This is a genomic window from Candidatus Binataceae bacterium, assembly GCA_036495685.1.
Classification (GTDB): Bacteria; Desulfobacterota; Binatia; order Binatales; family Binataceae; genus JAFAHS01.
Map to the genome: position 1 here is coordinate 1 of DASXMJ010000069.1, position 16,615 is coordinate 16,615.

The 16,615-nt window shown below is 59.0% G+C and carries 12 protein-coding genes; 7 read left to right on the plus strand and 5 right to left on the minus strand.

Going from position 1 to position 16,615, the window contains the following annotated elements:
- Positions 1 to 277, minus strand: a 277-nt coding sequence (locus VGI36_07830) for a P-II family nitrogen regulator (GenBank protein HEY2485042.1), incomplete at its 3' end; no start/stop codon positions are given.
- A gap of 1,032 nt (positions 278 to 1,309) precedes the next feature.
- Positions 1,310 to 1,711 carry a P-II family nitrogen regulator gene (locus VGI36_07835; protein ID HEY2485043.1) on the minus strand — a complete coding sequence of 134 codons (402 nt, stop codon included), beginning with the start codon at positions 1,709 to 1,711 and terminating at the stop codon, positions 1,310 to 1,312.
- Positions 1,712 to 1,990: 279 nt separating this feature from the next.
- Between VGI36_07835 and VGI36_07840 the strand changes: the two genes are divergently transcribed.
- Entirely contained in the window at positions 1,991 to 4,669 is a 2,679-nt protein-coding gene (locus VGI36_07840) for a M1 family metallopeptidase (protein HEY2485044.1), read from the plus strand.
- Between the two features lie 308 nt (positions 4,670 to 4,977).
- Here the strand turns inward: VGI36_07840 and VGI36_07845 are convergent, their stop codons facing one another.
- Entirely contained in the window at positions 4,978 to 5,769 is a 792-nt protein-coding gene (locus VGI36_07845) for an enoyl-CoA hydratase/isomerase (protein HEY2485045.1), read from the minus strand.
- 12 nt (positions 5,770 to 5,781) lie between these two features.
- Positions 5,782 to 6,573 carry a glucose 1-dehydrogenase gene (locus VGI36_07850; GenBank protein ID HEY2485046.1) on the minus strand — a complete coding sequence of 264 codons (792 nt, stop codon included), beginning with the start codon at positions 6,571 to 6,573 and terminating at the stop codon, positions 5,782 to 5,784.
- An 80-nt stretch (positions 6,574 to 6,653) separates the two neighbouring features.
- Here VGI36_07850 and VGI36_07855 point away from each other — a divergent pair, with 80 nt between their 5' ends.
- Together VGI36_07855 and VGI36_07860 are read left to right on the plus strand one after the other, a co-directional pair.
- Positions 6,654 to 7,076: a secondary thiamine-phosphate synthase enzyme YjbQ gene (locus VGI36_07855; protein HEY2485047.1), complete on the plus strand. Its 423-nt coding sequence runs from the start codon at positions 6,654 to 6,656 to the stop codon at positions 7,074 to 7,076.
- Positions 7,077 to 7,211: 135 nt separating this feature from the next.
- Positions 7,212 to 7,646 (plus strand): hypothetical protein, encoded by a 435-nt coding sequence (locus tag VGI36_07860; GenBank protein HEY2485048.1) that lies wholly within the window; start codon positions 7,212 to 7,214, stop codon positions 7,644 to 7,646.
- 249 nt (positions 7,647 to 7,895) lie between these two features.
- Here VGI36_07860 and VGI36_07865 read toward each other — a convergent pair whose 3' ends face one another.
- Positions 7,896 to 9,146 carry a CoA transferase gene (locus VGI36_07865; protein ID HEY2485049.1) on the minus strand — a complete coding sequence of 417 codons (1,251 nt, stop codon included), beginning with the start codon at positions 9,144 to 9,146 and terminating at the stop codon, positions 7,896 to 7,898.
- 135 nt (positions 9,147 to 9,281) lie between these two features.
- Here VGI36_07865 and VGI36_07870 point away from each other — a divergent pair, with 135 nt between their 5' ends.
- From VGI36_07870 to VGI36_07885, 4 genes are all read left to right on the plus strand, one after another.
- A complete protein-coding gene (locus VGI36_07870; protein HEY2485050.1) occupies positions 9,282 to 10,304 on the plus strand; it encodes an alpha/beta hydrolase in 1,023 nt (340 codons plus the stop codon).
- 186 nt (positions 10,305 to 10,490) lie between these two features.
- Positions 10,491 to 12,635, plus strand: coding sequence for a polyphosphate kinase 1 (gene ppk1 / locus VGI36_07875; protein HEY2485051.1), 2,145 nt, complete (start codon positions 10,491 to 10,493; stop codon positions 12,633 to 12,635).
- 255 nt (positions 12,636 to 12,890) lie between these two features.
- Positions 12,891 to 13,922, plus strand: coding sequence for a CHAD domain-containing protein (locus VGI36_07880; GenBank protein ID HEY2485052.1), 1,032 nt, complete (start codon positions 12,891 to 12,893; stop codon positions 13,920 to 13,922).
- Between the two features lie 500 nt (positions 13,923 to 14,422).
- Positions 14,423 to 16,588 (plus strand): hypothetical protein, encoded by a 2,166-nt coding sequence (locus VGI36_07885; GenBank protein HEY2485053.1) that lies wholly within the window; start codon positions 14,423 to 14,425, stop codon positions 16,586 to 16,588.
- The last annotated feature ends 27 nt before the right edge of the window (positions 16,589 to 16,615 follow it).

Below are 16,615 nucleotides of genomic sequence, written 5' to 3' on the forward strand. Positions count from 1 at the left end.
CGTGTGAGACAGCAACCCCATGGTCTGTGGAGTCCAACCCTCGGGAAGCCGTGAGGATCGCATGGACCACCGACATCGCTTCTGAATCGGAAACGACAGTTTCGATTCTAAGCCGCGACTCGTAACCGTGGTAGGCGATGCCACGATGGTTAAGAGTATGCCCTCGGTCGTGCTCGGCTCTGACCTCGGACACAACGACGTCGCGTCCCTCGGCCATCAACAGGTCGCGAACGGTCTGGAACACGCGTTCGGTAATGACGGTTTCTATTTTTTTCATCTATCTATCCGATTTTCGAGTTCCGTCAGAGGAGTAAGTTCCTCTTGGCCTTCCTGCCCGAGTCGTTCGCGGCTCTGGAAGTGTGCGGCACCCGGCAATGTGCGGAGCACGTGTTATGCCGAGAACTTACCGTTGGATTTGCTGACTCGGCGAGCGCTCGAAACAAAAAAGTGTTCACGTTGAAAATTCGCTGCGATTCATTTTGCATTGCCGAATCTGCCGCAGTCTGGTCGCTGTCCGAATGTCGGCCAGGATCGAGGGGTTGGTCTCTTTACAAAAAGGCGGGTTTTCGCGGCATCTCTGCCGATGTAGACGACAGAAGGAATGGGCCGGCCACTAGAGGCGCGAACGGGCTGTCATGGGCGCGTTACTTGCACACCGAACCTTGTAAGAGCGCACCTGTTTAGTTGGCGCTCCCGTTAGGGCACTACGATGAAAGTGGTTCGTGATACTCTTGCAGCCTGGCCACTCAGCAAGGCCAGCCATTCGCCCGTGATGGGCATCTACCCGTGGAACTCAGTTACCACGATTCATCCCCGCTGGCAGGCCAGCCCGCCCGGAACATCTAATGCACGAAAATCGCCGAAAGATGCGGCCTTGGCTCCGCAAGTGCGACGACACAGTTTTGCAATTGAAGCTCTACCCAAGAGTGACAAGTCCACATCGCGTCCGTATCTATACATGTGCGTGCGCTGCAAATGGACTTTCCGTGTAAACGATCGGCCCGGCTCGGTCATTTCAATCGATCAGACTGGAGAGGCGCTGGCGGAACCCGAGAATTCCCGACGCGCTGCAACTTTCAGCATTGGACCGTGTCCCGCCTTTAGAGGCCCCGTCTTCCGAAAGCGGACGATTGAAGTTCCTCCGCTCGGTTGGTTCGCACGAATCAGATACCGAGCTATGCGTCAAGTGTCTGCGATGTGGGGACGTTGGACGGGCGAAAGCGTCCGCGGAGTACGCATAGATCCCGCGGCTACCATCACGATAATGGCCGAGGACCTGCTTCTATAGTGAGCGGACCAATCTCAGAAGCTAGTGAAGGGCGGGTCGCACGCTCCCGTGATGGGAAATGAAGGGCCGCACGGTTGAGGGTGTGTTCAATTCTCGAGAATCTGGCGCGTCCATCAGGGCCATAGATTCTCCAATCGAAATGACCTTCTCGACATGGGCGATTGACACCCGCTCGTCCTGAGCCCCGCCTGTAACGTTCTGCAAAATCGCGTCGACGGTCGCCGTGGCATCAGCGTCAGAGACTATGACCTCGATTTTGACCCGTGGAGCATCGGCCAGATAGCTGAGCCCGCGGTAGTTCATTTGCCGGCTGCAGGGATGCCGGACGTCGGAAACCACTATCTCTTGGCAGCCCCGACTGAAGAGGGCCTCTTTGATCTGATCTAGGCAATGGGAACTCAGTATTGCTTCAACCTTTTTCATGGAAAGCCTCTTTCCGGCGGGTCCCTGTTTTCGTAACGACGACTCGCCTCACCAAATGTGTGCATCATGAGCAGGAGTTATGCCGAGCAGATTTCGCTGGTAGTACTGTTCCACGAAGCTATGGGAGGCTGCGTTTATCGTTCGCTCTGAAAGGCGAACCCTGCATTTTGAAATGCAGCGTAGCGATCCCAGGAAGGGGAATGGCTCCGCCGGCAATGTAGTGTTGGTCGGTGCGTTGAATTGCGCTTTAATCTGCGCCCACGGTGATCCGGACCTTTTATGTCAAACCGACGCGGTGTTTTTGCGTTTCTTTCCCTTGCCGTCCTGTTGATTTGCGGCCCCGCTCGCGCCGGCCGGGCGTTTTCATTGGCGGCTACGCCGGGCAGACTGCCCAAGACCGTTCTGCCGGTCCACTACTCGCTCGACCTCAAGCCGGATCTCAATGCTCTTTCGATTTCCGGGTCCGAGTACGTGGACATAAAAGTCCTGACCACTACTGATCGACTGGTCCTGAACGCCCTGAACATCGTGATCGCCTCCGCTTCCATCGATGGAAAGCAGGGAGAAGGCGCTACAGTTTCTCTCGATGGGAAGGCGCAGACTGCGACATTAACATTCCCTCGTCCAATTGAAGTCGGAGCACATCGGTTACGCGTCGCCTTTACATCGCGAATCAACCAATTCAGTCAGGGCCTCTTTTTTGTCGACTATCCGGCCGGGAGCGGCCGCAAGCGAATGTTCGCCACACAACTGGAGCCGACCGACGCGCGCCGCGTCTTCCCATGCTGGGACGAGCCGGCATTCAAGGCCACTTTCGAACCGACGGTCACGGTGCCGGCGAATTTTCTTGCCGTGTCTAACATGCCTATCGCGCACGAAGATGTCGTCGCCGGAGGACTCAAGCGGGTCTCGTTCCGGGCGACGCCCCCGATGTCCTCCTATCTTTTTGTGTTGGTCGCCGGCGAGCTTGCGCGGATCATCGATCACACCGATGGCGTGGAGGTAGGAGTGGTTGTGCAGAGCGGACGAGAGCCGCAGGGGCGTTATGCTTTGGCGACCGCGATGGAATTGCTTCGTTATTACGATGACTATTTCGGAGTGAAGTATCCGCTCCCGAAACTCGATCTGATTGCGGTCCCCGGAGGTTTCGGCGGAGCGATGGAAAACTGGGGCGGAATCACCTTCTACGATGGATTCCTGCTCTACGATCCCACGTCGAGTCCACGCGTGCTCCAGCGCAGAATCTACGGGATCATCGCGCATGAGATGGCGCACCAGTGGTTTGGCAATCTGGTCACGACCGCGTGGTGGAGTGACCTGTGGTTGAACGAGGGCTTCGCGGACTGGATGCAGGCCAAGGTCGAGAACCACTTCCATCCGGAGTGGGAGGTCTTTCTCAATCAAAGCCGCAAACAGGATGCGATGTATGCGGATGCGCGCACGCTCAGCCATCCCATTAAGCAGCTGATTGCCGACGAAAGCGAAGCAGCGATTGCCTTCGACGAGATCACTTACGCAAAGGGTGCCGCAATTGTGAGGGTGATCGAAAATTATCTTGGCGAAACAGCTTTTCGCGCCGGCATTCGCAGGTACATGAAGGAGCACGCGTACAGCAATGCCACCACCGAGGATTTGTGGACGGCGCTGGAAGAGGCATCCGGCGAGCAGGTGGCGCCGATAGCGCGAAGTTACACCGATCAGGCTGGCGTGCCACTGATTATTGCGGATGAAAAGTGCGCCGAGGGACGTCGTGCTCTCGCCCTTACGCAGGAGCGCTTCACCATCTACTACCCCGATGCGCCGCCGGCCTTGTGGCAGGTACCCATCAACTGGGGACTCGCAGGTGAGAACAAAGCCAACGCGACTCTTCTCCTACGTGACAAATCGGCCGAGATCTCAGTGGGGCAGTGCGGTCCGCCGCTCAAGTTGAACGTCGGTGACGTCGGCTACTACCACGTTCAGTACGACGCGGCGACACTGGCGGCCCTTACGCAGATGATCGAGAAAATGCAGGCGGAGGATCGGGTCAATCTGCTCGCCGACAGCTGGGCGCTGCTGGAAGCGGGGCGGCTCATTCCCGCGGACTACTTCCGGCTCGTCACCGCGGTTTCCCGCGACCGCAATCGTGCGGTGTGGCGCCAAGTTATCGACACATTCGCGCAAGTCAATCGACTCGAGATGGGGCGGCCCGGCAGGGTTGGTTTCCAGGGCTACGCGCGCTCGGTACTTCGCCCGGCGTTCGATCGGGTGGGATGGAACGCAGCGGCCAATGAACCCGAGGATGTCACAATTTTACGTTCGGAATTGATCTCTGCTCTCGGCGAGCTGAGCGATCCCGAGATTGCCGCCGAGTCGAGGCGGCGGTTCGCAGTTTTTCTGGAGAATCCCGCGTCGCTCGACGTGAACCTGCGCGATGCCCTGGTTGGCGTAGTGGGGCGCAACGCCGATCAGCAAACCTACGACGCACTCGGAAAGCTGGCGCGTACAGCGGGCAATGGGCGCGAACAGATGCGCTATTACTCGGCAATGGCGCGAGCGTCGGACCCCAAACTGATCCAGAAAACCCTTCAGTTAACCCTCAGCGATGAATTGGCGCCGGAACGGGCCAGTGAGTTGATTCTCATCGTCGCGATGGGTGAGCAGCCTGAGCTGGCGCTGCAGTTCGCAACTGCGAACTTCAACGCGCTTGCCGCAAAGCATGGGCCAGAATTCAGGTACTTCTTCATGTCACGACTGATGTCAAATTTTGTGGAGCCCTCGTACGCCAAGCAGCTCGCGAATTTTGCGCCCGTGCAGGAGACCTCAGGCGGGCGAATCGAGGCACTGCGGGCCGAGGCGAGGATCATGGAATCAGCGAGCTTCCGCTCACGCCAGCTCCCCGAAATCGATCGCTGGATCGAAGCCCAGCAACCGCACCTTCAGGCCGGACTCGCGTTAAAGTCATCAAGCAGGCTGTAACCTACCGCTATGAGCAAGGATGCCAGGCTGCGGTGATTACCCATCGATTGGCCGAGTCGCTGAAACAGCCCCAGGTCGAGGTGCAGAATACGATCGCCCAGAGCGCAGCTGACAAGAACGGACTGAACGACCCGAACACAAAGCACCATCGGCAGCAGCGCCACTGAGGCCGCCGCGAGCCGTTCAATCCAGGTCACCTCGCGCAGACGCGGCTCCGATTGGATCCCGTTCGGTGGGGACACCGGATTTGGCGGGTCGGAAGTGTCGTCGTGGGAACCGCGATCCCTCGATGGCTCGACCCAAGCCGCTCACTCGCCTTTGAATTTTGCCGGGCGTTTTTCCAGAAACGCGCGGACCCCTTCGGCGAAATCGCTCGAGTTGCCCGCGATCCTTTGCATTTGTCGCTCGAGGTTCAGTTGTTCTTCGTAGGTGTTGTCGGGACTCTCCCAATACAGCCGCCTAATGAGGCGCAATGATACGGTCGGTCCGTTGGACAGATCATGCGCGAACTCCCTGGCCTTAGTCATAAGCTCAGTGTCATCGAACACCCGGCTGATGAGTCCCCACTCCAGGGCCTTTTCCGCGGGCAGCCGCTCGCCGAGCAGCGAAAGTTCCATCGCTCGCGCCTTGCCGACCAGCCGGGGCAGAATCCAGGTGGAACCCCCGTCGGGGATCAAGCCAATGCGACGGAACGCCTGGAGAAAATAGGCCGAGCGCGCGGCGATGCAAAGGTCGCCCATCAGGGCGAAGCTCATCCCGACGCCCGCCGCCGCGCCATTGACCGCGGTGACGATTGGCATCGGCAGTTCTCGCAGACGCCGCAGAAACGGATGATACAGAGTTTCCAGCACCGATCCGGCGTCGCCCGAAGCGCGCGCTCCTTCGGTGCGTGGCTGCAGATTGGCTCCTGCGCAGAAACCGCGTCCGGCTCCGGTCACGAGCAGGCATCGCACGCCGTGCTTGGGATTTTCGACTTGGTCAAGCGCGTTCATGAGGCCACCCAGCATCTCGGCCGAGACCGCGTTCATGACCTCCGGATGGTTGAGCGTCAAGACGCCGACGTTCTCTTCGATATCAAGTTTGACACGTTCAAATTCCATAGCGACTTCCTTTTACCAATCCGGTCCGCTTCCCGCCACGCTCGGAATACCGGTATGCGCCGTCAGGCCGCCGTCCGCCACGATGCACGTGCCGTTGACGTAGGATGCCTCGTCGGAGGCAAGAAACAGCACCACGTTGGCGATTTCGATGGGCTCGCCATAGCGGCCCATCGGAATCGCCGCCTCGGTCTGCTTTGCCAACTCGGGCAGCGCGTGGCGCGATTTCAAAATCGGCGGTGTCAGAATCGCGCCTGGGCATACCGCGTTGCAGCGAATCCCCTTGCGCGCATACTCAATCGCCGTGGCGCGGGTCAGATTGATGACTCCCGCCTTGATCGCGTTGTACGCGCCGAGCCCGTAATCTCCGGCCAACCCCGAAACCGATCCGGTGTTGATGATTGCGCCTTTGCGCTGACCCACCATTACTTGCAGCGCGCATCGCGTCGCGTACCAATAGGCCGTGAGCCCGATATCGACCGCCTTGCGCCAATGTTCGAGCGACATTTCGCCGACCCGCCCGGTGTAAAGGCGAATCGCGTTGTTGTGCAGGATGTCGAGCCGCCCGAATTTATCGGTCGCGAACCTCACCATATTCTCGAGTTCCTGCGGATTACCGACATTGGCATGGAGGGCATCCGCCTTGCCTCCCGCTTTGCGTATTTCATCGGCTACGCGATTGGCACCTTCCTGGTTTAGGTCGACCACCACGACGGCCGCGCCTTCGGCCGCAAGCCGCTTCGCGGTAGCCTCGCCGATACCTGAGCCGGAGCCCGTGACCACTGCGACCTTGTCTTTGAGCCTCATCGCACTCATACCTCTTGTGACAGGTTCTAGCAGGCCAGGTATTCTTTGCAAAAATACACACGCCTCTGAGGGACCCTGCCATGCGTTCAAACACCAAGTACCTTACTATGAAGGTTCCGGCGCGGATGGATTTTGTGAACATCACCGACGAAGTCGCAGCCGCGGTAAAAGAAAGCGGCGTTCGCGAAGGACTATGCCTCGTGAATGCGATGCATATCACCGCATCGGTATTTATCAACGACAACGAACCCGGTCTCCTCGACGACTACAAACGATGGCTTGAAGCGCTGGCGCCGTTCGACCCGAGCCCGCAGCGCTACCATCACAACCGCACCGGCGAGGACAATGCCGACGCCCATCACAAGCGCCAGGTGATGGGGCGTGAAGTGGTCGTGGCGGTAACCAACGGCAAGCTCGACTTCGGACCGTGGGAGCAGATTTTTTATGGCGAGTTCGATGGCCGCCGACCCAAGCGCGTTCTTATAAAGGTGATCGGTGAGTAGCGTAGCGGCGGTGAAGGGTGCAGCCCGCCCTTGGATTTGCGCGCCGGACCAAATACGCGGAACTGGTGCGTGAATCATCCGGAAAAGAGACGATGTTCGCCGTTCCGGAACAGTGGTACAATAGTAGAGACCCAAGTGGAAATCGCCGCCGGTTATCTCTCTCCCTACTTCATTACCGATCCTGCTCGCCGCGAGGCTAAGCTTGAGGGGCCCTGTTTCCTGATCGTTCAAGGTAAACTCGCGTCAGCCCGCCAGATGCTCCGCGTTCTCGAGCAAGTCGCGAACTCCGGCCGTTCTCTGCTGGTCGTGGCCGAGGAAGTCGAGGGCGAAGCGCTCGCCACCTTAATCGTGAACAAGATTCGTGGCAGCCTTAGCTGTTGCGCGGTAAAGGCGGCCGGGGCCAAGGAAGAGCGTGATGCGGTTATACGCGACCTGGTAACTGTCACTGGGGCAAAGATGGTTTCGGACGAGGAAGTTGCCAGTTTGGCCCTAGATGATCTCGGAGGTGCCGATCGGGCGGTCGTGACCGTCAATCGTACCCAGGTCCTGGGCGCCGCTCGGCTCAACTAATCTGGTGACCCAAGGACCCCCTCGTCTGCGGAAGGGCTGGTGCGGTTTCGCTGAACGAGGTTAACGCCTGGAATTGTCTGTGTCGCGTGCGGGACCCCGCGGGCTGCGAGCGTGGTGCTTCCTGAGGACGACGGTCAGGCTTCCTGAGCGGATCCGGAAGGCCTGGGCGCGGGAGATTCGCGAGCTCCCAAAAGTGCGCGTGCTTCAAGGACGGGGGCGACAGACCCGACTCGTATACCTTGTTGACCTCTAATTCGGCAGGGTTTTGTCGCGCACCAGCACACCCTGCTCGTAAAGCTTGCGAATCTCTTCGCTACTCACACCCGCCAGCTCCTTGAGTACGCGCTCGTTGTCCTCGCCCAAGAGCGACGCGTGCACGTTATCGCGATCCGGCCACGCCGAGAATTTGACCGGCACTGACGTGATCGCAACGCGGCCTAACTGGGGATCGTCCACCCATCGCACCGTCTTACGCTCATTCATATGCGGGTGATTTACGGCTTCGTTGACCGAGAGCACCGGAGCGCACGGCACCCGCTCCGCATCCAGCACGGCGATCGCTTCGTCGCGAGTAGCAAATCCCGACAACCACTTCTCGATTTCATCGCGCAACTCCAAGCGATTGTCGCGCCGTCCGCGCGCGGAATTGAATCGGGGATCTTCGCCGAGCTGGGGCATCTTCATCGCTTTGAGCAGTTGCGGCCACTGATGGGGGGTTACCGCGAGCAGAACGTACTGATTGTTGCGGTAGTGGAAAATTCCAGTGGTGCCCCCATCCGGATGGATCGAGCCGCTGCGCGAGGGACGGAACTTGTCGCCGCGCAGCGACACCAGAGGTACTCGTTTCTCGTGCATATGAAAGTAGGTGTCGACCAGCGAAGCGTCGAGATATTGCCCCTCTCCGGTCCTTTCGCGATGGAGCAGTGCGAAGCCGATTGCCATCGCCGCAGCCACTCCAGTCGAGATGTCTCCGATCGCCATGGTGGTCAGCGCCGGCGGACCTTCTTCCTCGCCGATACCGTCGGTGACTCCCGCGTATGCCTGCCCGATGAAATCGTAGCCCGGCTTGGAAGAGAGCCGCCCGGTCTGACCCGCCATCGAGATCGAGCACATGATGATCTTCGGATTAACTTTCTTGACCTCCTCGTAGGCGAACCCCATGCGTTCGATAACCCCGGGAGCGAAGTTTTCCACCACGACGTCGATCTTCGGAAGCATCGCCATCACCAGCTGCCGCGCGCGCGGATTCTTCATGTCGATCGCGAAGCTCAGTTTGCTGTGGTTATGCTGGAGATAATAGGTGCTGTGGCTGGTGCCCTTGAACTTGGGGTCGAGCGGCCTCAGGCCGTCGGCGCGGATTCGGTCGCCGTGAGGTGCCAGTTCCACCTTGATAACTTCCGCGCCCATCTCTGCCAGTAGCCGCGTGCAGGTGGGACCCGCAACGAACTGTGAGAAATCCAGAACTCGATACCCCTCAAGCATCCGCGGTGCACCTGCCATCTTGCTTCCCTCCATTGTCGACTCGGTCCAGAATCTGCTTCCAGCATAATAGAAAGGCCAGGGCCGCTGCGCCAGAATGCGAAATGGACTCGGCTGGCTGCGCAAACGAATAAGAAGAACGTCAGTGAGGAGAACGTGTCAGTTACCGAACATATCGCGAAGACATCCCGCCATACGACCTTCTACTTGGCGGACGGACCAGAGAACGGCCCCCTAATCATCTTTGTCCACGGATGGCCCGAATTGTCGATTAGCTGGCGCCATCAACTACCCGCTTTCGCCGCTCTCGGCTTTCGCGCGATCGCACCCGACATGCGTGGCTACGGCCGCTCATCCGTCTACCTTCGCGCCGCGGACTACGCGCAAGAGCATATCGTCCGCGACATGCTCGAGCTGATCGATTCGTTTGGCCGCAAGAGCGCGGTCTGGGTGGGCCACGATTGGGGCAGTCCGGTTGTCTGGAACCTCGCCAGTCACCATCCGGAACGATGCGATGCGGTGGCGAGCCTGTGCGTACCGTATCACGCAATCGAACTGGGGCTCGATCACGTCATTTCGCTAGTCGACCGAAAGATCTATCCGGAAAGCGAATATCCGGCAGGTCAGTGGGACTACATGCGTCACTATGAAGAAAATTTTGCTGAGGCGATCGCGCCCATGGACGCCAACGTCTACAAATTCCTAAAGCTCGCCTTTCGCAAGGGCAACCCGTCCGGCGAGGGAAAACCCGCCGTCACTGCGCTTGCACGGCGCAATCGCGGGCTGTTTGGTGGGACGGTCCCCGACGTGCCGCGCGACGGCGACGTAGTCAGCGAGGAAGACCTGAGCATCTACACGGCCGCTTTGGAGCGCAACGGCTTTTTTGGCCCTTCTTCCTGGTACCTGAACCACCCTGTCAACGCGGATTACTTCAAGAGCGTGTACAACGACGGCTACCTTGAGATGCCAGTGCTCTTTCTCAATGCCCAGTACGATTACGTCTGCGAATGTACTCATTCGCGCCTTCCGGAGCCCATGCGTAAATACTGTCGCAAACTGACCGAGTTGACGATTCGGAGCGGTCATTGGATGGCGCAGGAAAAGCCCCGCGAAGTAAATGCGGCGTTGGCCAAGTGGCTGGCGATAAGCGTTCCCTCCGCGTGGCCGTGCCCGAGCTGAGACCGCGAGGACAGAGGTCAAATCCTCTTAACGCAGCGGAAATGTCGCGTTGATGACCGCGCCGGCGTGGAGAGGCTAGGCTGACCCGCGAATTGTTGGCAATGATCGTTCATGCCGCCGCCAATTGACGCTGTCGCGCCAATCCGTCCACACTCGACGACCACGCGATCTTGCGATGCGCCGACGGTGCCGGAAGCTCCGCGCGATTCCGCCCGTGAATTCTTGCCGAAACCTCACAGCGCGGACCCTGCGCTTTACTTCGATCGCGAGCTGTCTTGGCTGGCGTTCAATCGCAGGGTCCTCGCCGAGGCGAGCAGGAGCGATTGGCCGCTCTTGGAGCGGGTGAAGTTCTTCGCGATCTTTTTTTCCAACCTTGATGAATTCTTCATGGTCCGCGTCTCGGCGCTGCATGAACAGCACGCCGCGCAGGAAATAAAGGAGGGAACAGGGGGCCTTACACCGGGTCAGCAATTGGCGGAGATCGGCGTCGAGGTCCGCAAGCTGTTCGCCGAGGCTACTGACCTGCTGGTCGAAACTCTGCTGCCCGAACTTGAGGCGAGCGGAATCCATATGCGTCGCTGGGAGGACCTCGACCCCGATGCGCGTCACCTTGCGCACGCCTATTTTCGTGAGACGGTCTTTCCGGTACTGACGCCACTGGTAGTTGATCCCGTCCACCCCTTCCCCTTTCTCTCTAACCTTTCGCTCTCTTTGGCAGTCGAAGTGCGCGATCCGGACACACAGGTAGCGCGTTTCGCGAGAGTCAAGGTCCCGGAGATCCTGCCGCGCTTCGTGTCGCTGGCCGGCCTTCGGCCTGATTCGCTCAACGACGGGCTTGGCAGCGAGTTCGAGTTCCTATCGCTTGAAGAGCTCATCCAGGCCAACCTTCAGGAACTCTTTCCGGGAATAGAGATACTCGACTGCCATCCCTTCCGCGTCACGCGCGATATGGATTTCGAGATCCTGGAAGAGGAGGCCAGCGATCTGCTCGCGCTCGTAAGTAAGGAACTCCGGCGGCGAAAATTTGGCTCGGTGGTGCGGCTCGAGTTGGCACCGGGGGTACCCGAAAGGGTACGCCGTTTGCTGATCGACAAGTTGCAAATTAACGATCGCGACGTCTACGACGTCTCGGGTCCGCTCGGTGCTTCGGCGTTCTTCGCGATCGCGCAGTTACCGCGCCCAGATCTGCGCGATCCGGTGCACACCCAGGCGACGCCCGCCCAGTTCGCGAACCGCTCCGAGATCTTTTCTACCATCGCACGCGGCGACGTTATGGTGCATCTGCCCTACGAGAGCTTCACGCCGGTGCTGGATTTTCTCGAACAAGCCTCCACAGATGCCAACGTGCTCGCGATCAAAATGACGCTATACCGCACCGGATCGAATCCCTCATTGATTCGCAGCCTGATCAAGGCGGCAGAAAACGGGAAGCAGGTTGCAGTCTGCGTCGAAATCAAGGCGCGCTTTGACGAAGAAAACAACATCGCGTGGGCGCAAGCCCTGGAAAGGGCAGGGGTCCACGTTTTCTATGGAGCACAGGGCCTCAAGACCCACGCCAAGGTTCTGCTGGTAGTGCGGCGCGAAGGCGGACGCATCGCGCGCTATGTGCATCTTTCGACCGGCAACTACAATGCCACCACTGCACGCCTCTATACCGACCTTGGTCTCTTCACCGCGGATTCCCAGATCGGAGAGGACGTGTCGGAGCTCTTCAATTCACTGTCGGGTTTTTCCCGCCATCACAAGTTTCACAAACTCGCTACCGGTGCGCAGCTGCTGCCGCGTACCGTGCTTACAAAAATTGAAGAACAGGCGCGGCGCGCCGAACAAGGCGAGCCCGCACGTATCTTCGCCAAGATGAACGCACTGGTCGATGTCAACGCGATCAACGCGCTCTATGCTGCTTCTCAGGCCGGAGTTCAAATTTACTTGGTGGTGCGCGGGATCTGCTGTCTGCGCCCGGGACTTGCCGGGGTTTCCGATAACATCCGTGTCTGCTCCATCGTGGGACGCTTCTTAGAGCACAACCGCGTTTTTGCGTTCGGACCCGAGGGCGATGAGGAATTTTACCTTTCCTCCGCCGATTGGATGCCGCGCAATTTCTACCATCGTGTCGAGGTCCTGTTTCCGGTGGCAGCTCGCTGTCTGCGTGACAAGATTCGCAACGAGATTCTCAAACCCGCTATCGAGGACAACTGCCGCGCGTACGACCTGGGCCCTGACGGCACGTATGTTCGGCGGACGACGCAACCGGGCGGACCTCTGGTTGATGCGCAAGCGGCCGTTCTCAATGCGTTCCCGGAGGCTATAGCGCCGCCCGCTCGCACTTGATCGAACGCCTACTTCAAGCGCGGCGGAGACCGAGGCCGGGTTACCTCGCGGTTCTTTCCCTTGGATCGCGGGTGATGTCCCGGCCCGCAACCGTGATGGTCCAAATCGCCGGCCACCCGCGCAGTTTCCGGCCGATACGTTTTTGCTGATTCTACCGTCGCCGTCGGTCTAAATTGGGCAGGTGACTTGAGCCTGCGCGGTCGCGCGCGTAGATTGTTACAAGATGATGAATGCTAGGTTTCCCCGTGATTGTGGATGGATCGTGTGGCGGCAGTTACTCCCTTACTAACTGAGTCCGAGGAATCAGTACCGGCGACCCAAGTTCGCCCGCAGCTCGAAAAGCTACTACGCGACCGGGTCCGCAAATGCGTCTCTCTGTTGCCCAAGGTCCTTGCCGAGGATGACCCGGAAGCGGTCCATGATTTGCGGGTATGGAGCAGACGCCTCCAGCAGGTCGTCGTCACACTCTTTCCCAGCCCGCGCCCTCTCGAAGCGCGAACCATTGTCCGAACGCTCCGACGCACACGGCGATCGCTCGGCGGCTGGCGCGATTGTCATGTTGTCATTGCGCTTTTGACGCGAAAGATCCGGGCCACGCGCAATCCCGCCCAAAAACAGGCTTGGGAAATGGCACTTGCGATGGCGCGCGCCAAACTGCAACGGCAGATGCGCCGGGCACGCCACAAAATTGCAAACCGGAAGATGTTCACCCTGGCGCAGCGCGTGCAGGGCCTGATCGAGTCTGGACCGATTGGCAGCGCGCCTGACGACGCCAATCCGTTTCGTGTCCTTGAGAACTCTGTCGGCGCGGCGTACTCCGAATGGCGCGAGGGTTTGGCGCGCGCCAAGTCCAGTGCGGACCCTTTCGAGATCCACGCGTTCCGCATTCAGACCAAGCGCCTTCGCTATCGTATCGAACTACTGCGCGATCTCGGATCTGCCACCGCCAAATCTGCGCTATTTTCGTTGCGAACGCTGCAGGACGAACTAGGTCGTTGGCATGATGGTCTCGCGTTTGCGCGAATGACCGCGGAAGCACTAGCCGATCCTGACTATCTGGTAGCACAGCCTGTCACCGCGGCCGCGATTCTACGGAAACTGGATCGCGAGAACGCGCGTTACCTCAGTCGAGTTCGTGTACTGCTGGGCCGGATTGATGAGCAGGCCGATGCGTCGCCGCTTCATTCGGCCGTCTCCGGATTTCGTGCTGATTCTTCACCTGAGACCGATGGAGTGGTCACCAGCGAGCTGGCCTTGGCCACGTCCAACCCTGTGCCGGAATCTTGATCATTGTCCGCGAGGAACCGCGCGGGACACCGGATTCCGCGGCCGTGCTCTCGCATCGCGAAGCGATCTCTAAATAGTTCACCGAGCGGGCCGGTCTCGAGCTCGCCCTTCACTTAGCCGGCGGCCGTTAGGCCGGTTCAAGCGGCGAGCTCGTGGAGCGAGTGCTCCTGGGTGCCCTCCAAAAGAAGGCGGCGCCGCGCTTAATCCGCGGTGAATTAAGATCGATGCGTGACTCCCATGTCGCGCGCCTGTGGTCTGAAGATTGAGCGATCGTTTCTGCTCACAAGCAATGAGGCGGTTCTCCAAGCTCTCTTTTGCCTAATCGCGCACTGCTGCCGGATCCTTGCGCATAAGCTTTAACTCCAACTCTTCCGCCCCTTCACATCGAAGACCAATTGATTGCGCTAGTCGTCCGCGTAGCTGGTGGCAGATGCTCCAGGGGGGACTCTCCGACTGCTCGGCGCCAGCCCGCGAACATCAATTCAAGGAGGACTGTTAGCGTGAAATCGTCTCGGCGAATTCTGAAACTGGCATCGGCCCTACTGGGCCTGATGCTGCTGGCTGCGGTCCCGTCATCGTCGCGCGCGGCAGGATGCCACCTCGGCAACGGAATCGAACACGTGGTCTATGTCGAGTTCGACAACGTACATTTCACACGCGACAATCCGAACGTGCCGTCGGACTTGGAGCAGATGCCCAATCTGCTGAACTTCATTAAACAAAACGGCACACTCGACGCGGGAGACCACACGGTTCTCATCTCGCACACGGCCAACGACATCCTGACCACCGAGATCGGTCTTTACTCGGACGACCACGGTATTTTCGTCGCCAACAACTTTGGGGTCTTTGGTCCAGGGAGCGGTTTGGCAAGCATCTTCTTGCCCTCGTCGTTCTTTTATTGGACCGACAAGGTCTCGGATATTACTCCGGCGACCGACGATAGCACTTTCGCCTTGACCACCCCGTCGGGCGACAACGTGCCGGCCCCTTGGGTACCGTTCGCGCGCGCAGGATGCGATGTAGGCGCCTTCTCAACTGCAAATATTGTTCTCGAACGCTCGCCGTTTGACGTGCAAAAGGTCTTCGGTGCCGGCAGCCCGCAGGCCAATGAAGACTCCGATCATCAGAACGCGGATTTCATTGGGGAGGCTATCCACTGCGCGCTCGGCAGCCGGTTTTGCAGTTCCGCCAACGGAGCACAAGACGACCTCCTGCCGTCCGAACCCGGTGGGTATAGCGGTTTCAAGGCTCTGTTCGGCGCGAAATATATCAACACAGCTTTCGGTGCACCCCTGAAAGACCTCGACGGCAACGTCTTGACGAACGTGGACAGCGGGCTGGTGGGGTTTACCGGCTTTGATCCGCTGGCAACACAAACCCTTGGCGTCGTCGCGACCATGCTGGAAAAGGGGATTCCAGTTGTCTTTACATACATCTCCGATGTTCACGACAACGAGGAAGGCCTCAGCCTCAGCTCCGAGTCGACGTTTGGTCCCGGCGAACAACCTTACGTCAAGCAGCTTGCGGACTATAACAGGGCCTTCGGGCAGTTCTTCGCGCGTCTGAACAGCGATGGCATCAACGCGACCAACACCCTGTTTATATTTACGCCCGACGAGGGCGACCACAACGTTGCCGCTGCTCCGACACCAGCAAATTGCGATGGAGCGAAAATTACCAACGGCGGTAGCACGGTCACGCCCGATGTATTTTGTACCTACGGAACCAATGGTGTAGGCGAAGTCGATATCAACCTTAACGGGCTGGTCGCCGCGGCCGGCGATTCAACCCAATTCGCGATTCACTTCGACGATGCGCCCACGGTCTATATTCCGGGTCAGCCGCCTTCTAACGATCCTGCAGTCCGGCAGCTCGAGCGCACGATGGCCTCGCTAAGCGCCAACAATCCGCATACCGGGCTCAGCGAAAGCCTGCTCGGCACCGGGATGGGTCCGGAGCTGCAGGGTGCGATGGTCGACGAGGCTGGACAAAAGCTGCTGCACATGAATACCAGCGCCGATCCTGCTCGATCACCGACTTTCATCTTCTTTGGAAACCCGAACTTCTTTTTTGAATCATTTGGCAGTTTGAGGCCAACCGTGTTTACCGGCGACTCCTGGAACCACGGCGATATTCAGCCAGAAATAGGGCGGACTTTTATCGGGATGGTGGGACCCGGGGTGAGCAACCTTGGTATCACGCAGCCCCAGGACTTCTTCACCGATCACGTCGACGTGCGGCCGACGCTGATGACCCTTACCGGGTTGACCGACGACTACTCGCATGATGGGCGTACGATCGTTGAGATGCTCAACTCTTCGGTGCTGCCCGCTTCGTTGGGGAACCACCGTGAGACCGCGCTGCTCCTGGGCCAAGCACTCAAGCAAATAGACGCACCGTTTGGTCCCTTGGCAATGGCGACCCTGAATGCTTCGACCGCCGGTATAACCAGCAACTCGACGAACGATTCCACTTACAACATGGTCGAGGGTGTGATCGAATCCTGGACCCAGCGACGCGACACCATCGCGACACAAATCAAAAGCCAACTCGAAGGAGCAGAATTCGGTGGGGTTCCGATCAACGAAAGCGAGGCGGCCTCGCTGATCCGGAGCGCGCACCTCCTCCTGGCTGAAGCGGAGGCGTTTAATAACTCGCTCTGAACCTGCGCTCGCCATTTTGAAAACGGG